The sequence below is a fragment of the uncultured Olsenella sp. genome, assembly GCF_959602185.1.
Lineage (GTDB): Bacteria > Actinomycetota > Coriobacteriia > Coriobacteriales > Atopobiaceae > Olsenella_I > Olsenella_I phocaeensis.
Genome location: NZ_CAUGRZ010000003.1, coordinates 117,190 through 139,247, shown reverse-complemented (window position 1 = coordinate 139,247; position 22,058 = coordinate 117,190). Strand labels below are relative to the sequence as shown.

18 protein-coding genes and 5 tRNA genes are annotated in these 22,058 nt (G+C 66.4%); 21 read left to right on the top strand and 2 right to left on the bottom strand.

The window, feature by feature from the left end; genetic code table 11:
• Positions 1-223: 223 nt before the first annotated feature.
• Entirely contained in the window at positions 224-559 is a 336-nt protein-coding gene (locus tag Q5923_RS03525; protein ID WP_009278386.1) for a type II toxin-antitoxin system RelE/ParE family toxin, read from the bottom strand.
• Entirely contained in the window at positions 549-824 is a 276-nt protein-coding gene (locus Q5923_RS03520; protein ID WP_009278387.1) for an AbrB/MazE/SpoVT family DNA-binding domain-containing protein, read from the bottom strand. Before Q5923_RS03520 ends, Q5923_RS03525 begins: the two co-directional genes overlap by 11 nt.
• A 691-nt stretch (positions 825-1,515) precedes the next feature.
• Between Q5923_RS03520 and disA the strand changes: the two genes are divergently transcribed.
• The 21 genes from disA to Q5923_RS03415 all read left to right on the top strand — a co-directional run bounded on the left by disA (position 1,516) and on the right by Q5923_RS03415 (position 21,973).
• Positions 1,516-2,592 carry a DNA integrity scanning diadenylate cyclase DisA gene (gene disA, locus Q5923_RS03515; RefSeq protein ID WP_062531608.1) on the top strand — a complete coding sequence of 359 codons (1,077 nt, stop codon included), beginning with the start codon at positions 1,516-1,518 and terminating at the stop codon, positions 2,590-2,592.
• Complete coding sequence (gene ispD, locus Q5923_RS03510; protein WP_303132176.1) at positions 2,589-3,383, top strand: 2-C-methyl-D-erythritol 4-phosphate cytidylyltransferase; 795 nt, start codon at positions 2,589-2,591, stop codon at positions 3,381-3,383. The genes disA and ispD overlap by 4 nt, the downstream gene beginning before the upstream one ends.
• 109 nt (positions 3,384-3,492) lie before the next feature.
• Positions 3,493-3,969 carry a 2-C-methyl-D-erythritol 2,4-cyclodiphosphate synthase gene (gene ispF, locus Q5923_RS03505; RefSeq protein WP_009278390.1) on the top strand — a complete coding sequence of 159 codons (477 nt, stop codon included), beginning with the start codon at positions 3,493-3,495 and terminating at the stop codon, positions 3,967-3,969.
• Between the two features lie 316 nt (positions 3,970-4,285).
• Complete coding sequence (cysS, locus tag Q5923_RS03500; RefSeq protein WP_303132174.1) at positions 4,286-5,767, top strand: cysteine--tRNA ligase; 1,482 nt, start codon at positions 4,286-4,288, stop codon at positions 5,765-5,767.
• 8 nt (positions 5,768-5,775) lie between these two features.
• Positions 5,776-6,765 carry a 23S rRNA (guanosine(2251)-2'-O)-methyltransferase RlmB gene (gene rlmB, locus Q5923_RS03495; protein ID WP_303132172.1) on the top strand — a complete coding sequence of 330 codons (990 nt, stop codon included), beginning with the start codon at positions 5,776-5,778 and terminating at the stop codon, positions 6,763-6,765.
• Positions 6,758-7,294 carry an NYN domain-containing protein gene (locus tag Q5923_RS03490; RefSeq protein ID WP_303132170.1) on the top strand — a complete coding sequence of 179 codons (537 nt, stop codon included), beginning with the start codon at positions 6,758-6,760 and terminating at the stop codon, positions 7,292-7,294. Before rlmB ends, Q5923_RS03490 begins: the two co-directional genes overlap by 8 nt.
• A gap of 109 nt (positions 7,295-7,403) precedes the next feature.
• Positions 7,404-7,479, top strand: a tRNA-Thr gene (locus Q5923_RS03485).
• 279 nt (positions 7,480-7,758) lie between these two features.
• Positions 7,759-7,842 (top strand) — tRNA-Tyr (locus Q5923_RS03480).
• 6 nt (positions 7,843-7,848) lie between these two features.
• Positions 7,849-7,924: transfer RNA gene (locus Q5923_RS03475), tRNA-Thr, on the top strand.
• 16 nt (positions 7,925-7,940) lie between these two features.
• Positions 7,941-8,017, top strand: a tRNA-Met gene (locus tag Q5923_RS03470).
• Positions 8,018-8,097: 80 nt separating this feature from the next.
• Positions 8,098-9,303: an elongation factor Tu gene (gene tuf, locus Q5923_RS03465; RefSeq protein WP_009278395.1), complete on the top strand. Its 1,206-nt coding sequence runs from the start codon at positions 8,098-8,100 to the stop codon at positions 9,301-9,303.
• Between the two features lie 230 nt (positions 9,304-9,533).
• Positions 9,534-9,683 carry a 50S ribosomal protein L33 gene (rpmG, locus tag Q5923_RS03460; protein WP_009278396.1) on the top strand — a complete coding sequence of 50 codons (150 nt, stop codon included), beginning with the start codon at positions 9,534-9,536 and terminating at the stop codon, positions 9,681-9,683.
• Between the two features lie 14 nt (positions 9,684-9,697).
• Positions 9,698-9,773, top strand: a tRNA-Trp gene (locus Q5923_RS03455).
• A gap of 78 nt (positions 9,774-9,851) precedes the next feature.
• Positions 9,852-10,223, top strand: a complete 372-nt coding sequence (gene secE / locus Q5923_RS03450) for a preprotein translocase subunit SecE (protein ID WP_009278397.1) — start codon at positions 9,852-9,854, stop codon at positions 10,221-10,223.
• Positions 10,224-10,226: 3 nt separating this feature from the next.
• Positions 10,227-10,772 carry a transcription termination/antitermination protein NusG gene (nusG, locus tag Q5923_RS03445; protein ID WP_009278398.1) on the top strand — a complete coding sequence of 182 codons (546 nt, stop codon included), beginning with the start codon at positions 10,227-10,229 and terminating at the stop codon, positions 10,770-10,772.
• Positions 10,773-10,862: 90 nt separating this feature from the next.
• Positions 10,863-11,291 carry a 50S ribosomal protein L11 gene (rplK, locus tag Q5923_RS03440; RefSeq protein ID WP_009278399.1) on the top strand — a complete coding sequence of 143 codons (429 nt, stop codon included), beginning with the start codon at positions 10,863-10,865 and terminating at the stop codon, positions 11,289-11,291.
• A gap of 65 nt (positions 11,292-11,356) precedes the next feature.
• Positions 11,357-12,061, top strand: a complete 705-nt coding sequence (rplA, locus tag Q5923_RS03435) for a 50S ribosomal protein L1 (RefSeq protein WP_009278400.1) — start codon at positions 11,357-11,359, stop codon at positions 12,059-12,061.
• Positions 12,062-12,389: 328 nt separating this feature from the next.
• The gene (gene rplJ / locus Q5923_RS03430; RefSeq protein ID WP_009278401.1) at positions 12,390-12,911 is read left to right on the top strand and encodes a 50S ribosomal protein L10; all 522 of its coding nucleotides are present in this window, start codon (positions 12,390-12,392) and stop codon (positions 12,909-12,911) included.
• 63 nt (positions 12,912-12,974) lie between these two features.
• On the top strand, positions 12,975-13,349 hold the full coding sequence (gene rplL / locus Q5923_RS03425) for a 50S ribosomal protein L7/L12 (RefSeq protein WP_009278402.1): 375 nt from the start codon (positions 12,975-12,977) through the stop codon (positions 13,347-13,349).
• Positions 13,350-14,072: 723 nt separating this feature from the next.
• Complete coding sequence (locus tag Q5923_RS03420; RefSeq protein WP_232202823.1) at positions 14,073-17,537, top strand: DNA-directed RNA polymerase subunit beta; 3,465 nt, start codon at positions 14,073-14,075, stop codon at positions 17,535-17,537.
• 5 nt (positions 17,538-17,542) lie between these two features.
• Positions 17,543-21,973: a DNA-directed RNA polymerase subunit beta' gene (locus Q5923_RS03415; RefSeq protein WP_303132164.1), complete on the top strand. Its 4,431-nt coding sequence runs from the start codon at positions 17,543-17,545 to the stop codon at positions 21,971-21,973.
• Positions 21,974-22,058 lie beyond the last annotated feature (85 nt).

Here is a 22,058-nt window from a genome sequence, read left to right as displayed (position 1 = left end):
GCGGCGCCCGGGGTTGTTCTCTACTGCGCCGCCGCGTGGGATTCTCGCCCGCGAGGCAGAGTAAAGAACGCGCCTGCCGACGTCTTCCCAGTTGCGGTCCGGGACGGCGTTCCTTACTCCCCCCATCCGCCGCAATGGCCCGCCCGTGCGAGAGAAAAGAACGTCCGCCGTCGCGGTGCGGGCCATTGCGCCGTGGGGGCCCTCGGTGTGTGGATCGCTGCCGCTACTCCTTCCGCAGGTAACCTGCGACGCGGGAGCGCCAGTTCTCGGAGGCGTGAAAAAGGTCCAGGAGCACTACCGCCTCGTCCTTTTCGATAGCGCGATACACGGCTATGTACCTCTCGACCTTCACCCACCTGAGAGCCCCTGGCTCGGGAGCGGTATCCGCCTTGACCAGTGATGTGCCCATGAACGGCGTGCCGCCGAGCAATGACTGCGCTTTTTCTTGTGCCGAGACAAGCCTTTCCGCAGACCTTCGGCCATAGTATTTGAGTCGATAGTCCAGGACGGTGGAGAAACGTTCCTCGTAGGCGGGGGTCGTGAGCACCCTATAGGTCACGGCTTGCTCTCAGGCTGTCGGTGAAGTCGGAAGCGCTGCGGGTGGCTCCGGCGCCGTACGCCTCGTCGGCGGCCGCAACGCGAGCGAGAAACTCCTCGCGAGTTCCCAGGCCGAGGGGGTTGCGAGGGACGGCTACGAGTTCGACGCGTTCTCCATCGCTCAGGAATGCCACCTGGTCGCTCGGGTGAACCCCCAGGATCTCTCTAATGGACTTGGGGAGAGTCACCTGCCCCGTTTGTGTGATGGTTCCCGCCGCAACAGGCATGCAGCGCTCCTTCCTTTGGCCATCCTTTATTCACCTCTCGATATTAATATTAATATCGAGAGGTGTCGATGCCAGAAGCACCAATGCAGGCTGCCGACTCGGTACCCGGTGCTCGCGGAGGCGGGGATGCGACGCTGGTGTGGCGCGTCTCGCCTGGAGTTGTTCTCTACTGCGTACTGCGGCGTATTGCCGTCGCGGCACGCCCTTGCTCCGGCGGGGGACGCTCGCGCGCTGAGGTTTGTTCTTTACTGCGGCGTTCCGGGGGATCCTCTCCCCCTGGGGGCGGGTAGGGAACACGCGGCGCCCGGGGTTGTTCTCTACTGCGCCGCCGCGTGGGATTCTCGCCCGCGAGGCAGAGTAAAGAACGCGCCTGCCGACGTCTTCCCAGTTGCGGTCCGGGACGGCGTTCCTTACTCCCCCCATTCGCCGCAATGGCCCGCCCGTGCGAGAGAAAAGAACGTCCGCCGTCGTGGTGCGGGCCGTCGCGCCCTGATGTGGGCGGGCGTGGCGAGAGAAAAGAACATCCGTCGCCGCCGCGCCGTCCGCCCCGTGGCCCGCCGTCGCGCCCCCACCCCTGCACCCCTCTCGCCCAACCCCAGACCGCCTGGGCCTGCGCCGCCGCAGCGCCCTATACTGTGAGGTACTGTCCGGGCGGCCCCGTCGTGGGCCGGCAGCAGAGGAAAGGGGACCCATGGAAGCAGCGATCGCCGAGGCCGATGCCAACGACACCAGCAGGCGATTCAGGGACGCCATCTCCCAGACGGCTCCGGGAACGGCGCTGCGCCTCGCCCTGGACATGATCATCGCCGGCCACCTCGGCGCGCTCATCTGCATCGGAGACACCGACAACGTTCTCGCAGCCGGCGATGACGGCTTCAGGCTCGACATCTCGTTCACGGCCAACCGCCTCTTCGAGCTCTCCAAGATGGACGGCGCCATCGTGGTGGACAAGGGCCTCACGCGCATCCTGCGCGCCAACTACCACCTCAACCCCGACCCGTCGCTGCCCACGAGCGAGACCGGCATGCGCCACCGCACCGCGGCTCGCATGAGCCTGCTCACCGACGCCATGGTCATCTCGGTCTCGGAGCGGCGCCAGGTCGTTACCGTCTTCATCGACGGCAAGGGCCACCAGCTGCGCTCCGTTGCGGACATCATGGGCACCGTGAACCAGCTCCTGGTCTCGCTCCAGTCCACGCGCACGCAGCTCGACCGCAAGCTGCTGCGCCTCACCACCCTCGAGCTCGACAACTACGTGACGCTCTCTGATATCTCGCAGACCATCTACCTCTTCGAGGTGCTCATGACGGCCTCGGAGGAGCTGGGCAACCTCCTCCTCCAGCTGGGCAGCGAGGGCAAGACCATCGCCATGCAGCGCGAGGAGTTCATCGGCGGCATGGACGAGGAGTACACCCTGCTCGTCCGCGACTACGCCGCCGACTCCAGCGAGGAGAACGCCGCCGGCGTACGCCGTCGCCTGCACGAGACGGTCAACGCCCAGCTGCGCTCCTCGAAGCGGATCGCCAGCATCCTGGGTTACGAGGACAAGGGCGAGGATTCGGTCATGACGCCCCTGGGCCTGCGCACCCTCTCGGGCATCTCGGTCGTGCGCGAGGGCATGGCGGACAAGATCGTCGACGAGTTCGGCTCGCTGCAGCAGCTCCTCGACGACATCGAGCAGAACCCCGCCCGCCTCGACCGCGTGGGGGTCGAGAACCCCGGCATCCTGGCGGACAGCCTGTATCGCATGTGGGGCAAGCGCGCATGAGCGAGCGAGAGGCGCCCCGTCCCGCCGCGTGCGCCTGCCCCCAGCGCGTGGACGAGCCCTCCCCCAAGCCCGATGCCTGCGCCGTCATCGTCGCGGGGGGTCGTGGCGAGCGCTTCGGCGACCCACGCGGCAAGCAGTTCGTGGAGCTGAGGGGCCTGCCCCTGGTCTGCTGGTCGCTTCTCGCCTTCGACCGCGCGCCCTCGGTGGGCCATGTCGTGGTGGTCTGCGCGCCGGAGCGCATAGCCCAGGTGCGAGATGAGGTGCTGGCCCGCGTCCCTCTGAGGTGTGACGTCAGCTTGGCCGTGGCCGGCCAGACGCGCCAGCAGTCCGTCCTCTCGGGGCTCAACGACGCGCCCGACCGCTTCGACCTCGTGGCGATCCACGACGCCGCGCGGCCGCTCGTCTCCACCGCCTCCATCGAGGAGGTCCTGGCGGCGGTGCGCCGGGACTCCGGTCTCGGCGGGGCCATCTGTGCCACCCGTGCCACCGACACCCTGAAACTTGCCGAGGACGGCGTCATCATCGCGACGCCCGACCGCAGCTTCTATTGGATGGCCCAGACGCCCCAGGCCTTCCGCCGCCGCGACATCCTCATGGCGCACAAGGCCGCCGTCCGGGACGGCTACGAGGGCACGGACGACGCCTCGCTCATGGAGCGGCGCGGCGGCAGGGTGCTGTGCGTCCAGGCGTCCCGCGACAACCTCAAGGTGACGCTTCCGGAGGACCTGGCCATGGCCGAAGTCCTGCTGGAGCGCAGGCTCATACTGGAGGGCTGCGGCCTGGGGGAGTGACGGGCGCCGTCGGTCGCCAGCGCCGGTGCGGCCACCGGCGCCTGCTGCGGTCCGCGCGACGGCGACCCGTCCTATCGTCCAGCCCACGACGACGCAGAACGGAGAAGGCATGCTTCGCATAGGACACGGCTACGACGTCCATCGCCTGGTCGAGGGGAGGCGCTGCATCCTGGGCGGCGTGGACATTCCCTCGAGGCTCGGCCTGCTCGGGCACTCGGACGCGGACGTCCTGGCGCATGCGCTCTCCGACGCCCTGCTCGGGGCCCTCCGTGCCGGGGACATCGGCCAGCTCTTCCCGGACACCGACCCGGCCTACAAGGACGCGGACTCGCTCGCCCTCCTCTCGCGCGTGGGTGCGCTGGCAGGGGAGAGGGGCTTCTCCATCGTGGACTGCGACTGCACCGTGGCGGCACAGGCCCCCAAGCTCATGCCTTACAGGCAGCGGATGAGGGAGAACCTCGCCGCGGCCCTGGGCCTCGACGTCGAACGGGTGGGCGTCAAGGCGACGACGACGGAGGGGCTGGGCTTCGTGGGTCGCGAGGAGGGCATCGCCGCCTGGGCAGTCGTCCTCCTGGAGCGGCCGTAGGCGCCCCGCGGCAAAATGCGCGGTCGCGGGGCGGGGTCCGCGGCCGCCGGGGTCCGCGGCCGCGAGAAGGGACCCGCGGTCGCGGGAGCCTTGATGTGGGTGGTTTCGGGTCGGCTCCAGGTGAGAGAACCACCCACATCGGGGCTGTGGCGGCGACCCGACCACCCACTTCGGGCCCCTCGCGGCAGGCGCGCCGGGCCATGTGCCAGGGGGCCTTCTCGCGTTCTCGGCGTCCCGTGCGCCGCGATGGGTATAGCATCTTGCGCAACGACGTCTCGTCATCACGCACTGACCCCCGCGCAAGGAGAAGCCAGCGATGCTCATATATAACAGCCAGAACCACCGCAAGCAGGAGTTCGAGCCACTCGAGCCCGGCAAGGTCCGCATGTACGTGTGCGGCCCCACGGTCTACGACCAGATCCACATCGGCAACGCGCGCACGTTCCTCTCGTTTGACGTGATTCGTCGCTACCTGCAGTACAAGGGCTACGAGGTCACCTTCGCCCAGAACCTCACGGACGTGGACGACAAGATCATCAACCGCGCCAACGAGCAGGGACGCAGCGCCGCCGAGGTGGCGGAGGAGTTCGGCACCGCCTTCATCGAGCAGATGCATCGCTTCGGCATCCTGGACCCCGACATCCGCCCCCGTGCCACGCGCGAGATCGAGGCCATGCAGGAGATGATCGGCGTGCTGATCGAGAAGGGCAACGCCTACGTCGCCCCCAACGGCGACGTCTACTTCTCGGTCCGCTCCGACCACGACTACGGCGTGCTGAGCGGCCGCGAGCTCGATCAGATGCGCGCGGGCGAGCGCGTCGAGGTCAACGACATGAAGCGCGACCCCTTCGACTTCGCGCTCTGGAAGGCGGCCAAGCCCGGAGAGCCCAGCTGGCCGAGCCCCTGGGGAGAGGGGCGCCCCGGCTGGCACACCGAGTGCTGCGCCATGATCCATCGCTACCTGGGCACCCCCATCGACATCCACGGCGGCGGCGCAGACCTCGTCTTCCCGCACCACGAGAACGAGACCGCCCAGGCCATGTGCGCCTGGGGCGAGCCCCTCGCCAAGACCTGGATGCACACCGGCATGCTTCGCGTCGACGGAGAGAAGATGTCCAAGAGCCTGGGCAACTTCTACACGCTCAAGGAGGTCCTGGACAAGTACCCCGCGGACGCCGTGCGCCTGCTCATGCTCCAGACCCACTACCGCGCGCCCCTCGACTTCTCGTTCGAGCGCCTCGAGGGCTCGGTGGGCACCCTGGGCCGCCTGGCCAGCTGCGTCAAGAACCTCCGCTGGGCGGCGGGCAACGCGCCCCTCGACGGAGAGCTCAACGAGCTCGACCGTAGCCTCTCGGCCGCGACCAAGGAGGCCGAGGCGGAGTTCGTGGCCCAGATGGACGACGACTTCAACACCGCCGGCGCCATGGCCGCCATCTTCGGCCTGGTGGGGTCCGCCAACCGCTACCTGGCCGAGGCGGCGGGCAACGCATCCACGGCCGTGACCCTGCGCACCGCCGACGCGCTGAGCGAGCTCTGCGGGGTGCTGGGCATCGACCTGTCCAGGGAATCGGGAGAGGGCGAGCTCCCCGCCGAGCTCGTCGGCCTCGCCCGCGAGCACGCAAGCTACGGGGGAGACGACCCCGCCTCTGCGGCGGACGCCCTTCTCGCCGCACGCCAGGAGGCGCGCGCAAGCAAGAACTGGGCCACCGCTGACGCCATCCGCGACGGCATCGCCGTCCTGGGGCTCGTGGTGGAGGACACTCCCGCCGGCGCCCGCCTTCGTGCCAAGAGGGACTAGGGGGAGCCGTGGCGAAGAACCAGGCACGTACCCCCGGCCGCGACGTGCGCGGCGGCAAGGGCAAGGGTGGCCGCCAGCGCGGCGAGGCGCAGGCTGCGCGCGCCCGCGGCGGCTCGGCGCATGCCGGCGGACGGGGAGCGTCGGCTGCCGGACGCCAGGGCCGTCCCGGCCAGCGTCCCGGGCGCGGGGACGGTCCCCGGCCAGGGGCCGAGCGTCCCTCTCGCCCCGACGGCCAGACCGTCCGCCCCTCCGGAGACTACATCGAGGGCAGGCGCGCCTGCGCCGAGGCGCTCGAGGCGGGGATTCCCCTCAGGCGGGCGCTGGTCAGCGCGGGGAGCGACGGCGCGGACCCGACTCTCGCCTCGCTCGTGGGCAGGCTCGCCGACGCCGGCGTCCCGGTCCAGACGGTTCCGCGCGCCAAACTCGACGCCATCAGCTCGCATGGCGCCCACCAGGGCATAGCCGTGCAGGTGAGACCCTATACGTATGCCAGCCTCGAGGACGTGGTCGAGGCCTCCGGCCAGGGTCCCGCCCTGGTGCTGGTGCTCGACCACGTGACCGACGAGGGCAACTTCGGTGCCATAGTCCGCTCCGCAGAGGTCGTCGGCGCCGCGGGCGTCGTCATCCCCAAGGTGCGCTCGGCTGGCGTGGGCGTGGGCGCCTACAAGACCTCTGCCGGGGCTGCCCTGCACCTGCCCATCGCCCAGGTGCCCAACCTCGCCACCGCCCTCGACCGCCTCAAGGAGGCGGGCTTCTGGGTGGCCGGCGGCACCGAGCATGCCGAGCAGGACCTCTGGCACGCGCCCCTCGAGGGGAGGCTCGCCCTGGTCGTGGGCTCGGAGGGGGAGGGCATCTCCCGCCTGGTGCGCGAGAAGTGCGACTTCGAGTGCCGCCTGCCGCAGCGCGGACGGGTCGAGTCGCTCAACGTGGCCCAGGCCGCGACCGCCCTCTGCTACGAGTGGCTGCGACGGACCATGGCGGGAGGGGCGGATGAGTAGGCCCTCCGAACTCCTGGTGGTCGACGGCTACAACGTCATCTTCAAGTCCAGCCGCTACATGGCCGTCGTGGACGAGGCCTCTGGGGAGGGCGATCCCTTCGACCGCGCCCGCGAGCTTCTCATAGCTGACGTGGCCGCCTACGCCCAGGGGAGCTACGACGCCGTCGTGGTCTTCGACGCGGCGGGCAACGTCTCTCCCGACCGCCCCAACCTGGGCAAGGCCGGGATCCGCGTGATGTTCTCGCGGACGGGGGAGTCCGCCGACTCCGTCATCGAGCGACTGGTCACGGGAGCCCGCCTGCAGCCCCGCGAGGTGACGGTCATCACGTCGGACAACACCATCCGGGCCACGGTGGGCGGGGTCCCCGTCACCAGGATCTCGAGCGACGTGCTCGTCTCAGACGTCGAACACATGAACGCCGACATCGAGGTGGAGCTTGCCGACCGCACCCACGCCAAGCTCACGTTCGCCGACCGGCTCGACGCGCGGACGCGCGCGCGTCTAGACGAGCTGCTGGGAAGGTCCTAGCGCCCCGGGCGGGCCGAGGCGCTTGTGTCCGGTTGCCCCACCTGCTCGGTGGCCGTCGAGCGCGTCGTGGCCCACCGCCGGGCGGGCTTTCGCTATCATCAATGCGCACGCTGGTGTAGCTCAGTTGGCAGAGCCCTAGTCTTGTAAACTAGTTGTCGCCGGTTCGAGCCCGGCCACCAGCTCCACGCATGTCCGGGCCCGCCCAGTATGGGTGGGCCCCTTCCATGCGAGGGCAAGGCTCGCCGCGTCGCGCCGCGTCGTACGACCTCTTCCCGTCACTCGGAGGAATCAGGCGAGAGGGGTCGCAAAAAGGGTCCTGTCCAAAACGTTTGTGCAGGAATCGTGCGTGAGATACGCCCGGGTGCGTGGATTAGGATAGATTCCGTTGACAACGCTTTTTTGGCGTCGTAATATCACTTCCGCTTGCAAGGGGTAACCCAAGCGAGCGGCTTGAAAATTGGAATGGGGATGTGGCACAGCGGCAACTGCGGCGGACTGTAAATCCGCTCCCTCTGGGTTCCCTGGTTCGAGTCCAGGCATCCCCACCATTCCAGGCCCGTGTAGCTCAGTCGGTAGAGCACTTCGTTGGTAACGAAGAGGTCACCGGTTCGAATCCGGTCGCGGGCTCCATTTCAGGCAGGCACCTGCCGGTGTAGCTCAGCTGGTTAGAGCACGCGGCTCATACCCGCGATGTCACTGGTTCGAATCCAGTCACCGGTACCAGAATTCTTACGGGGCTTCGGCCCCGTTTGAAGTATAAAAGCAGCAAAGGCCGTAAGGGTTGTTTCTAAAGGAGGACGGCAATGGCCAAGCAGAAGTTCGATCGTAGCAAGCCGCACGTAAACATCGGTACCATTGGTCACGTCGACCACGGCAAGACCACGCTGACCGCGGCCATCACCAAGGTCCTCTCCGAGACCGAGGGCTGCAAGGCCGACTACACCGCCTTCGAGAACATCGACAAGGCACCCGAGGAGCGCCAGCGCGGCATCACCATCTCCGTCGCCCACGTCGAGTACGAGACCTGGGAGCGCCACTACGCCCACGTCGACTGCCCCGGCCACGCCGACTACGTCAAGAACATGATCTCTGGTGCCGCCCAGATGGACGGCGCGATTCTCGTCATCGCCGCCACCGACGGCCCCATGGCCCAGACCCGCGAGCACATCCTCCTCGCCCGTCAGGTCGGCGTGCCCTACATCATCGTCTTCCTGAACAAGTGCGACATGGTCGACGACGACGAGCTCATCGACCTCGTCGAGATGGAGACCCGCGACCTCCTCTCCGAGTACGACTTCCCCGGAGACGACCTCCCCATCATCCGCGGCTCCGCGCTGGGCGCCCTCAACGGCGAGCAGAAGTGGGTCGACTCCGTGGTGGAGCTCATGCACCAGGTCGACTCCTACATCCCCACGCCCGCCCGTGACAACGAGAAGCCCTTCCTGATGGCCATCGAGGACGTCATGACCATCTCCGGCCGCGGCACCGTCGCCACCGGTCGTGTCGAGCGCGGCGAGCTCAAGCTCAACGACCAGGTCGAGATCGTCGGCATCAAGGAGACCCAGACCTCCGTCGCCACCGGCATCGAGATGTTCCGCAAGACCATGGACTTCTGCGAGGCTGGCGACAACGTGGGCATCCTGCTCCGCGGCGTCAAGCGCGAGGACATCCAGCGCGGCCAGGTCCTCTGCAAGCCTGGCTCGGTGACCCCCCACAAGAAGTTCACCGGCGAGATCTACGTCCTCACCAAGGAGGAGGGTGGCCGTCACACCCCGTTCTTCTCCGGCTATCGTCCCCAGTTCTACTTCCGCACCACTGACGTGACGGGTGACATCCAGGAGCTCACCGACGCCAACGGCGCCAAGGTCGAGATGGCTATGCCTGGCGACCACGTGACCGTCACCTGCGAGCTCATTCACCCCATCGCCATGGAGCAGGGCCTCAAGTTCGCAATCCGCGAGGGTGGCCACACCGTCGGCGACGGCCGTGTCTCCACGATCGTCGAGTAGCTTCCTAGTCTCTAGAACGACCTTTGGGCCCGGTGCCCTCCTCGGAGGGTGCCGGGCCCTTCTCTGCCCCTGGGCCGAGCGCCAGGCGAGAGCAGTTCCATTTTTGGTGGTTTTGTTGAGGACAGGCGCGAAGAGCAAAATAGTTGACAGAATCGGCTGACGGATAGTAACGTGTTCCATCGCGTCGCCATCGAGATAGTCTCGAAGGCGGCTGTCCTACAGGAGGATCTATGCGCACAATGGTTACCCTCGCATGCACCGAGTGCAAGCGTCGCAACTACACCACCGACAAGAACAAGTCCAACACTCCCGATCGCATGGAGTTGAAGAAGTATTGCCCGTGGTGCCACAAGCATACCCTTCACAGGGAGACTCGCTAAAATAGAGTCGACATAGGCCAGTAGCTCCAATGGTAGAGCGGCGGTCTCCAAAACCGTTTGTTGAGGGTTCGAGTCCTTCCTGGCCTGCCAGCTAACACCACCGGCTTTCCTCCTCGGAGGTTAGCCGGTTTCTATGAGAAGGGGCATTTGCCCCAGAGGGGTTTGAGGATGGCAAAGAAAGAGCGTCAGAAGAGGAGCGCACGCCAGGCACGCCAGCAGGAGCGTGCCGAGCGCGAGGCCGCAAGGGCCTCGGCCTCCGCCGAGGATGCCAAGTCGACTTCCAAGAAGTCCGGCCAGTCCTCCAACCTGTCTTCGTCCAAGGCGTCGAAGCCGGCCAAGGCCAAGAAGAGGTCCAGGCTCCGGAGCTACCTCTCTGACGTCAAGACCGAGATGCGCCGCGTCGTGTGGCCGAGCAAGCCCGAGCTCAAGAGCTACTCCGTCGCAGTCATCGTGATGCTGGTCGTCTTCGGCATCCTGGTCTGGCTCGTGGACACCGGCTTCGTCGCCCTTCTCGTCGGCTTCACCGGACTGAGGGGGTAGGGCATGGCTAAGCGCTGGTACGTCGTTCACACCTATTCGGGCTACGAGAACAAGGTCAAGACCGACCTCGAGCACCGTATCGAGACCTACGGCCTCGAGGACCAGATCGTCGACATCCAGATTCCCACCGAGCAGGTGACCGAGATCAAGGACGGCGGCAAGAGGGAGACCAAGGAGAACAAGGTCTTCCCCGGCTACGTCCTCGTCCGCATGGAGGTGGACGACAACTCCTGGGCCGTCGTCCGCAACACCCCCGGCGTCACGGGCTTCGTCGGCATCGACGGCAAGCCCACGCCCCTGCGTCGCAGCGAGTTCAACAAGATCATGCGCCGCACCAACCCGCGCGGTGCGCAGGAGGTCCCGAAGCACACCACCACGAACCTCGAGCCCGGCATGGCCGTCAAGGTCGTCAACGGCCCGCTCGCGGACTTCGACGGACAGGTGGCCGAGGTCATGCCCGAGGCCGGCAAGGTCAAGGTCATGCTCGCGATCTTTGGCCGCGAGACCTCCGTCGAGCTCACCCTGGACCAGGTCGTCACCATCGCCTAGATTTCCCTTCGACCCCGGTATCGGTGAGGATTGCTTCTCGGGGCCGGAACTAGATATGCCGCACGCACACGTCGAACGCAGGAGACAGAGATGCCCAAGAAGAAGGTTACTCGCTTCATCAAGCTTCAGATTCCCGCCGGCCAGGCCAACCCCGCGCCTCCGGTAGGCCCCGCCCTCGGTGCCGCCCAGGTCAACATCATGCAGTTCTGCCAGGCCTTCAACGCGGCCACGCAGGACAAGGCCGGAGACATCATCCCCGTCGAGATTACCGTCTACGAGGACCGCTCCTTCGACTTCGTGACCAAGACCCCTCCCGCGGCCCAGCTCATCAAGAAGGAGCTCAAGCTCAAGAGCGGCTCCGGCGTCCCCCAGCGCGACAAGGTCGGTCAGCTCACGCAGGAGCAGCTCACCAAGATCGCCGAGATCAAGATGCCCGACCTCAACGCCAACGACATCGAGGCCGCCAAGGCCATCGTCGCCGGTACCGCCCGCTCCATGGGCGTCACCATCGCCGAGTAGCACGGGCTACCTGGCAACTACCACGTGGGAGGGCTCGCGCCCGCTTGACCACATAGGAGGAAAGCATGCCTAAGCACGGAAAGAACTACACGGGAGCCGCCGCCAAGGTCGAGGCCGGCAAGGCCTACGGCCCCAAGGAGGCCATGGCCCTCGTCAAGGAGCTCTCGACCGCCAAGTTCGACGAGACCGTCGAGGTCGCCGTTCGCCTGGGCGTCGACACCCGCAAGGCCGACCAGAACGTCCGTGGTTCCATCTCGCTGCCCAACGGCACGGGCAAGGACGTGCGCGTCGCCGTCTTCGCCGAGGGCGAGAAGGCCCGCGAGGCCGAGGCCGCCGGCGCCGACATCGTTGGCTCCGACGAGCTCGTCGCCGACATCCAGGCCGGCAACATCAACTTCGACGCAGTCATCGCCACGCCCAACCTCATGGGCAAGGTCGGTCGCCTGGGCCGCATCCTCGGCCCCCGCGGCCTGATGCCCAACCCCAAGCTGGGCACCGTGACCATGGACGTCGAGAAGATGGTCAAGGAGCTCAAGGCAGGCCGTGTCGAGTACCGCGCCGACCGCTACGGCATCTGCCACGTCCCCATGGGCAAGGTGTCCTTCACCGCCGAGGCGTTGGCCGAGAACTACGGGGCCCTGTACTCCGAGCTTCTCCGCGTCAAGCCCTCCACCGCCAAGGGTCGCTACGTCAAGAGCGTCGTCGTGTCCTCCACGATGGGCCCCGGCGTGAGGGTCGACTCCTCCGTCACGCGCGACTTCACCGCGTAGGCCGAGGCAAAGCCTGATTTGACGAAGCCCCATGGCAGCGGCCATGGGGCTTTCTTGTGAAGAGGGCCGTGCGGCACAGGTGAGCTTGACAGCCCGATTCTTGGGTGCAAGAATCTACAATGCTCGAAAGAGCAAACCATACATCGCACGTCCGCTGCCAAAGACAGTCGGTGCCGTAAGGCTCAAAGGGGAGACCCGCCTGCCGAGGTGGTCTAAAGAAACGTCTTCTTGGACCCCGCTTTGGCCGCGCGCCTAGCGGGGTCTTTCGCGTGAAGGCCCGCCCGTGTCGGCGGCTCGTGCCCTAGCGCGTTCCAAGGAGGTGTATTCAATGCCAGCACAGTCCAAGATCAACATGCTCGAGAAGGTCAACAAGTCTATCGAGGCGTCGAAGGGCGTCTTCTTCATCGACTATCGCGGCCTCTCAGTCAAGGAGACCCAGGAGCTGCGTCGCGCCCTGCGCGAGGCCGGTGCCACGATGAAGGTCTACAAGAACAGCATCGTGAACATCGCCCTCAAGGAGGCCGGTCTGCCCGACGTGAGCGAGAAGCTCGTCGGCACCTGCGCCTACGTCTTCTACGAGAACGACCCCGTCGATGCCGCAAAGGTCATCAAGAAGGAGGCCGAGGCACTCAAGAAGATTGAGTGGATCGGCGCCATCGCAGATGGCAAGGCGCTCGACGCCGACGAGGCCAAGGCCTACTCCGAGCTCGCCTCCCGCGAGGAGCTCATGGCCAAGCTCGTCTACGTGGTCGCCAGCCCGCTTTCGGGCATCGCCCAGGTTTGCGCCGGTCCCGCCCGTGGCCTCGCCACTGCGCTCCAGGCCGTCGTCGATCAGAAGAACGCCGCGTAAGTCCCATTGCACCAAGCAAAGGTCGCAGGGCACGCCCGTGCCCTCACACAAAGGAGAATTGATATGGCTGTCACCAAGGATGAGATCATCGAGGCCCTCAAGGAGATGCCCGCCCTCGAGCTTTCCGAGCTGGTTCACGAGCTGGAGGACGTCTTCGGCGTCTCTGCCGCCGCTCCCGTCGCCGTCGCCGCTGCCGCTCCCGCGGCTGCTGCCGAGGAGGAGGAGAAGACCAACTTCGACGTCGAGCTGACCTCCTTCGGCTCCAACAAGATTGCCGTCATCAAGGTCGTCCGCGCCCTCACCTCCCTTGGCCTGAAGGAGGCCAAGGAGGCCGTCGAGGGTGCCCCCAAGGTGCTCCTCGAGGGTGCCAAGAAGGAGGACGCCGAGGCCGCCAAGAAGCAGCTCGAGGAGGCCGGTGCCACCGTCACCCTGAAGTAACTGGGGTCTTGACACGCTAGCTCAGCGACTCAGGTCGCTCGGGGTCCGGGCATATGCCCGGACCCTTTTTCGTCCGAAGCGGGCGTCGCCCGTCCGCCACAACAGCGCGCGTGGACAATCTTTGCCGGCTGGCTGGGGCATCAACTGACGAAAAGCGACGGAATGGAGAACGTCTCCGTGTCGGAATCGCCCGTTTTCTCGCCTGACATGCTCTTTCGTAACGCCGATGGCGCGAAAGTCCCAACGAGCCACCGGCAAGGAACGTGCGGCGAGCGGTTTCCTGGGGAAATCCGCCGAGGGCCGTTCCGTACGAGGCTCCCGCGAGCGAAGCCTCTGGAGCGGACGAGAAAAGAACGTCGCCATTCTCTCGAGGCGCAGACGGAGCCCCGCTCTTGCACTCGTTCTTGTGCCTGTGGACAGAATCGCTCCCTCTAGGCGAGAAGACCGTCCACACTCACAAGATCGGGCAGGCCAACTCCAGGAGCCTCTCACGTCCCATCACAGCCGCTCCACAATTGCCGTGGCAAAACCGCAGGTAGTCGGAGCGTGGTTCTCCCATACAAAATAATGACGAATATGTCAAGGCTTTTCATTGACCAAATGGCAGCCCTTAGGTACTTTATTAGATTGCGACAACTGCCGCTATTTAACCGTTGAAGGAGGAAGTGCCTGGTGCCTACCGCAAAGTCTTCCCAAGCCGCACAGGCGGATCAGCGCGAGCGCATGAGCTTTAGCAAGATCCCCAGCGCTATGGAGCTGCCAAACCTCATCTCCGTGCAGAAGGAGTCGTTCGAGCGCTTTATGGGCGAGGGTCTCGCCGAGTCCTTTGCCGAGTTCTCTCCCATCGAGAACTCCGCGAAGACCATGGAGGTCTCCTTTGGTGACCACCAGTTCGGCGATGCCCCCAACAGCATGGCCGAGTGCCGCGCCAAGGACATCTCGTACCAGGCGCCCCTCTTCGTCGACGTGCGCTTCGTCAACAAGGAGACCGGCGAGATCAAGGAGCAGCTCGTCTTCATGGGCGACTTCCCGCTCATGACCGACCGCGGCACCTTCATCATCAACGGCACCGAGCGTGTCGTCGTCTCGCAGCTCGTGCGCTCGCCCGGCGTCTACTTCTCGTCCGAGCTGGACAACGGCGTCCAGGTGCATCACGTGCAGTTCATTCCCGCGCGCGGCGCCTGGCTCGAGTTCGAGATTGACAAGCACGGCCACCTCGTGGTCTCCATCGACCGCAAGCGCCGGCAGAGCGCCACGGTCCTCCTGCGCGCCCTGGGCATCGCCGAGTCCGACGACGAGATCATGAACCTCCTGGGCGACTCCGAGGTCGTCCGCTCCACCCTCGAGCGTGACGTCGCGACCACCCGCGACGACGCGCTGATCGAGATCTACCGCCGCCAGCGCCCCGGCGAGCCTCCCACCGTGGACTCCGCCCGCTCGCTGCTCGACAGTCTGTACTTCAACAACCAGCGCTACGACCTCGCGCGCGTGGGCCGCTACAAGATCAACAAGAAGCTCGGCCTCGAGATTGACGCCCAGCAGAAGGTCATCACCAGCGAGGACATCGTCAGCGCCCTGCGCTACCTCCTCGCGCTGCACGAGGGTGACCCCACCAAGAAGCTGGACGACATCGACCACTTCGGCAACCGTCGCGTCCGCACCGTGGGCGAGCTGGTACAGAACCAGTTCCGCATCGGCATGAGCCGCATGGAGCGCGTCATCCGCGAGCGCATGGCCTCCCAGGACGCTGACGACATCACGCCCCAGTCGCTGATCAACATCCGCCCCATCGTCGCGGCCATCAAGGAGTTCTACGGCTCCTCCCAGCTGTCGCAGTTCATGGACCAGTCTAACCCCCTGGCCGGGCTCACCCACAAGAGGCGCCTCTCGGCCCTCGGCCCCGGCGGCCTCGCCGGCCACAAGTCCGGCTCCAGCCGCCGCACCAACGTGCCCACGGCCGTCCGCGACGTCCACAACTCTCACTACGCGCGCATGTGCCCCATCGAGACCCCCGAGGGCCCCAACATCGGCCTCATCGGCTCGCTGGCCCTCTTCGCCCACGTCAATGAGTACGGCTTCATCGAGTCGCCCTACCGCCGCGTCGTTGACGGAAAGGTGACCGACGAGGTCGACTGGATGACCGCCGACGAGGAGGAGCTCCACAACATCGCCCCCGCCGACGTGCCCGTGGACCCCAAGACAGGCAAGTTCGTGGCCGTCGACTCCAAGGGCAACATCTACGCGCCCGAGACCGTCGTCGCGCGCACCCGCAACTTCGACGGCTCCTTCGGCGCGCCCGCCCAGATCGAGGTCTCGGCCGTCGACTACATGGACGTGTCGCCTCGCCAGATGCTCTCCGTCGCTGCCAACCTCATCCCCTTCCTCGAGCATGACGACGCCAAGCGAACCCTGATGGGTGCCAACATGCAGCGCCAGGCCGTGCCCCTGATCACCTGCAACGCCCCCCTCGTCGGCACCGGCCTCGAGGCCCGCGCCGCGCTCGACTCCGGCGAGCTCATCAGTGCCTCCCACGAGGGCGTCGTCACCGAGGTCGACGCCGCCCACGTGGTGGTCAACACCGAGAGGGGCCCCGAGCGCTACGACCTCCCCAAGTACCAGCGCTCCAACCAGAGCACCTGCAGCAACCACCGCCCGGTGGTCAAGGTGGGCCAGCACGTCGCCCAGGGCGAGCCCCTGACCGACGGTCCCTCCGTCGACCACGGCGAGCTTGCCCTCGGTGCCAACCTCACCGTGGCCTACATGCCGTGGGAGGGCTACAACTACGAAGATGGCATCATCGTCTCCGAGCGCGTCGTCCGCGACGACCTGCTGACCTCCGTCAACATCTCGCGCCACGAGATCGACGCTCGCGACACCAAGCTCGGCCCCGAGGAGATCACCCGCGAGGTCCCCAACCAGTCCGAGGAGATGCTCGCCAACCTAGACGATGACGGCATCATCCGCATTGGCGCCGAGGTCGGCCCCGGCGACATCCTGGTGGGCAAGGTCACCCCCAAGGGCGAGACGGCCCTCACCGCCGAGGAGAGGCTGCTCCGCGCCATCTTCGGCGCCAAGGCACACGACGTCCGCGACACCTCCCTCAAGATGCCCCACGGCGCCTATGGCCGCGTCGTCGACGTGGTGCGCTTCAGCCGCGAGGCGGGCGACGACCTCCCGCCAGGAGTCAACGAGCTCGTCCGCGTCTTCGTCGCCCAGCGCCGCAAGATCCAGCAGGGTGACAAGATCGCCGGCCGCCACGGCAACAAGGGCGTCGTCTGCAACGTCCTGCCCGTGGAGGACATGCCCTACATGACTGACGGCACCCCCGTCGACGTGCTCCTCGACCCCCTGGGCGTCCCCTCTCGTATGAACGTCGGCCAGCTGCTCGAGTGCCACCTCGGCTGGGCCGCCGCCCACGGCTGGGACACCGAGGACCCCGACTCGAAGAGGGTCGTCGAGGGCAACATGCGCGTCGCCACGCCCGTATTCGACGGCGCGACCGACGTCGAGGTCGCCGAGGCCCTGCGCCGCACCAACATCAACCTGGTCAACAAGGCCATGCGCGAGTACGGCAAGCACATGGACATAGACTTCGTCCCCCAGCTCAACGAGAAGGGCAAGACGACGCTCTACGACGGTCGTACCGGCGAGGCCTTCAAGAGCCCCATCACCGTGGGCACCTCCTACATCCTCAAGCTGGGCCACATGGTCGACGACAAGATCCACGCGCGCTCGACCGGCCCGTACTCCCTGGTCACCCAGCAGCCGCTGGGCGGCAAGGCCCAGTTCGGCGGCCAGCGCTTCGGCGAGATGGAGGTGTGGGCGCTCTATGCCTACGGCGCCTCCAACGTGCTGCACGAGCTCATGACCGTGAAGTCCGACGACACCAACGGCCGCGTCAAGACCTACGAGTCCATCGTCAAGGGCGAGAACGTCCCCAATCCGGACATCCCCGAGTCCTTCAAGGTCCTCGTCAAGGAGATCCGCTCCTTGGCCCTGGACATCGAGCCGATCACCTACAAGAAGGTCGGCGAGGACGAGGCCGGCGCGCAGGACGAAGCGACCGTCAGCCCCGTGGACGTCTTCGCGGGCGCCGAGAGCGCCGACGACCTGATCGGCGGCCTCTCCGCCGACCTCGACAAGGGCGAGGACGCGCTTGTCGGCGATATCACCAACGATAAGGAGTAGCGAACGTGGCAGATTTCGATACCACCGATTTCGACGCTATAAAGATCTCGCTCGCCTCCGCCGACGAGATTCGCAGCTGGTCGCACGGCGAGGTCAAGAAGCCCGAGACCATCAACTACCGCACCCTCAAGCCCGAGAAGGACGGCCTCTTCTGCGAGAAGATCTTCGGTCCCACCAAGGACTGGGAGTGCGCCTGCGGCAAGTACAAGGGCATCCGCTTCAAGGGCATCGTCTGCGAGCGCTGCGGCGTCGAGGTCACCAGCGCCAAGGTGCGACGCGAGCGCATGGGCCACATCGAGCTCGCCGCTCCCGTGAGCCACATCTGGTACTTCAAGAGTCCCACGAGCTTCCCCCTGGCCCGCCTGCTCGACATCAAGAGCAAGGACCTGGAGAAGATCCTGTACTTCGCGAGCTACGTCATCACCTCCATTGACGCCGAGGCCCGCGAGGCCGACGCCGACGAGCTGAAGGAGGAGCTGGCAGCGGACCTCGAGGAGCTCGACGCCGAGCGCGACGACGAGATAGAGCGCCTGAAGGCCCAGGGCGAGCCCTCTGAGGACGAGTTCAGCGACATCGAGCCGCTCTCGGCCGACGAGGTCCGCGCGGGCATCGCCGACCTCGAGGAGGAGTACGAGGAGGAGAAGCAGCTCCGTCGCGACGCCTACGAGCGCTTCATGCAGCTCCAGGAGCGCGAGCTCATCTCCGACGAGGGTCTCTTCACCGAGATGAAGCGCTACTACTCCATCTACTTCAAGGGCGGCATGGGCGCCGAGGCCGTGCGTGAGCTCCTGCGCTCCATCGACCTGCCCAAGGAGGCCGAGGAGCTGCGCGCCATCGTCGCCTCTTCCGACTCCCAGAAGCAGAAGAAGGAGAAGGCCGTCAAGCGCCTGGAGGTGGTCGACGCCTTCCTCAAGGGCAACAACGACCCCGCCAACATGATCCTGGACGTCGTGCCCGTGATTCCGCCCGACCTGCGCCCCATGGTGCAGCTCGACGGTGGCCGCTTTGCCGCGTCCGACCTCAACGACCTCTACCGTCGCGTCATCAACCGCAACAACCGCCTCAAGCGCCTGCTCGACCTCGACGCCCCGGCGATCATCGTAAACAACGAGAAGCGCATGCTCCAGGAGTCCGTGGACGCGCTCTTCGACAACGGCCGCCGCGGCCGTCCCGTCACCGGCCGTGGCGGGCGTCCGCTGAAGTCGCTCGCCGAGGCGCTCAAGGGCAAGCAGGGCCGCTTCCGCCAGAACCTGCTGGGCAAGCGCGTCGACTACTCCGGCCGCTCGGTCATCGTCGTCGACCCGCACCTCAAGCTGCATCAGTGCGGCCTGCCCTCCACCATGGCTCTCGAGCTCTTCAAGCCCTTCGTGATGCGTCGTTTGGTCGAGCTGGGCAAGGTCGAGAACATCAAGGGCGCCAAGCGCGCCATCGACCGCAGCGCCCCGGCCGTCTGGGACGTCCTGGACGAGGTCATCAAGGGTCGCCTGGTGCTGCTCAACCGCGCGCCGACCCTGCACCGCCTCTCCATCCAGGCCTTCGAGCCCGTGCTGGTCGAGGGTAAGGCCATCCACCTGCACCCGCTCGTCTGCGCTCCCTTCAACGCGGACTTCGACGGCGACCAGATGTCGGTCCACGTGCCCCTCTCCACCGAGGCGCAGACCGAGGCCCGCGTGCTCATGCTCTCGAGCAACAACCTGCGCTCGCCCGCGTCGGGCAAGGTCCTCACCGTCCCCTCGCAGGACATGGTCTTCGGCGTGTACTTCCTCACCACCCAGAAGGATGGCGTCGAGGGAGAGGGGCGCGTCTTCGCCGACTTCGACGACGCCATGAACGCCTACGACTGCCGCGACAGGGTGGACATCCAGGCCAAGGTCACGGTGCGCGTCTCCTCGGAGGACGCCAACGTGGTCGAGGGCGACAGGAGGGTCTTCCGCGTCATGGAGGGCCGTGGCCAGTTCCGGGACTACGACGTCACCGAGCGTCCCGTGCGCATCGAGACCTCCGTCGGCCGCGTGATCTTCAACCGGCAGTGCCTGCCCGCGGACTACCCCTTCATCAACTTCAAGATGTCCAAGAGTGACATCTCGGCGCTCGTCAACGACTGCTGCGACCGCTACAGCACCGCCGAGGTCGAGCCCATCCTGGACGCCATCAAGCACAGCGGCTTCCACTACGCGACCCGCGCCGGCCTGACCATCTCGGTCTGGGACGCCGCGATTCCCGACGACAAGCCCGAGCTGCTCGAGGACGCGCAGGCCAAGGTCGACCAGATCAACGAGTACTACGAGGACGGCTTCCTCTCCGAGCGCGAGCGCCACGCCGAGGTCATCAACGCCTGGACCGAGTGCACCGAGACCCTGGGCACCAAGATGCTCGAGGGCTTCGCCGAGGACAACCCCATCTACATGATGGCCGACTCCGGCGCCCGAGGCTCCAAGACGCAGCTCAGGCAGCTCGCGGGCATGCGAGGTCTCATGGCCGACATGTCCGGTGACACCATCGACCTGCCCATCAAGGCCAACTTCCGCGAGGGCCTGGAGCCGCTCGAGTACTTCATCTCGACCTACGGCGCCCGCAAGGGCCTGGTCGACACGGCGTCCCACACCTCCGACTCCGGCTACCTGACCCGTCGTCTGGTCGACGTCGCGCAGGACGTCATCGTGCGCGAGGAAGACTGCGGCACCGACGAGGCCGTCACCTACGACCTCGTCAAGCCGGGCGAGACGGACGTCGACACCGACCTGATCGGCCGCTGCGCGCTCGAGGACATCGTCAACCCCCAGACCGGCGAGGTCATCGTCGCGAGGGACGGCTACGTTGAGTCCAAGGCCGACCTGGAGGCCATGGTCGAGGCCGGTCTGAAGAAGGTCCAGCTCCGCGCCCTTCTGACCTGCAAGTCCAAGTATGGCGTCTGCCAGAAGTGCTATGGCTGGGACCTCTCGACCCGCAGGCCCGTCAACATCGGCACCTCCGTGGGCATCATCGCCGCGCAGTCCATCGGTGAGCCCGGCACGCAGCTGACCATGCGTACGATCCACTCCGGCGGCGTCGCCGGCGCGGACGACATCACGCAGGGCCTGCCCACCGTCGCTCGCATGTTCGACGTCGTCGGCAACGTCAACGAGAAGATTCTGGGCCGCGAGGCCGACCTGGCGCCCTACACCGGCACGCTCCAGATCACTCCCGAGCAGACCGAGTACCAGCTGCGCATCCTCGACACCGAGGACCCCAGCCGCATCCTGGCCGAGTGGAGGGTCCCCGCGTCCGTCCGCTTCATGCCGGGCGTCGAGGACGGTGCCGAGGTCCGCGCCGGCGACCAGGTGACCCGCGGCTTCGTCAACTTCCGCAAGCTGCGCAAGCTCACCGACATCGAGTCGACGATGCACACCTTCGTCAAGTCGGTCAAGGACGTCTACACCTCCCAGGGCGTCGACCTGAACGACAAGCACATCGAGGTCATCGCGCGCCAGATGCTGCGTCGCGTCCAGGTCACCAACCCCGGCGACTCGACCTACCTGCTGGGCCAGTACGTCGACCGCTACGTCTTCGCCAACACGGTGCGCAACATCGCCCTCGCGGGCGGCACGCCCCCCGAGGCCGAGCCGGTCATCCTGGGCACCCTCAAGGTGGCCAGCTCCATCGACTCCTGGCTGTCGAGCGCGTCGTTCATCCGCACCGCCGGCGTCCTCACCGAGAGCGCCATCAAGGGCGAGGTCGACCACCTGCTGGACCTCAAGTCCAATGTCATCGTGGGCAAGAAGATTCCCGCAGGCACCGGCCTCAAGGCGTACGGCGACGTCAAGCTCACCTACCACGGCCAGGTCATCGACGGCCCCACCTCGCCCATGGCGAAGAGCCTGCCCGACTGGGCTCCCGAGAAGCTCAAGGGCATCGAGGACCAGCTGCCCAAGCAGCTCGACTGGATCGGCGACGACTACGGCTTCAGCGGCGTCTACTCCAAGAACGGCCGCACCCTCTCCAGCGAGGACGCGAAGCTCTACCTCTTCGACGACCTCGGGGTGTCGCAGCGCTGGACCAACAAGTTCAGCGAGGTCGGCATCGAGACCGTGGGTGACCTCATCGGGAAGACCGAGGACGACCTCCTGCGCATCGACGGCATCGGCGCCAAGGCGATCGAGGAGCTCCGTGACGGCCTCGAGGCGCGCAACCTCCTCTACATCCTCGAGCCCGACGAGGACGAGGCGGACAGCGAGGACCTCTCGCAACTGCTCAACATGGTGTTCTCGCCTGATGCCGACAACGACATCATGCTGGGCACTGCGGCTCCCGCGAAGCACAGCTTCGACGACGAGCTCATCGGTGGCAGCAGCGAGACCTCTGACGACGAGGGCGACCAGGTCATCAACGAGGACCTTGGCTCCCTGCACGACCTGCTCTCGCAGGTGGAGCAGAGCGAGGACGGCGACGAGGAGTAGCTCTCGCCCGGATGCTTGGCGCGGGGCCCGTCACGAGAGTGGCGGGTCCCTCTCGTACGAGAGGTCCCTCTTGCCTAGAATCGAT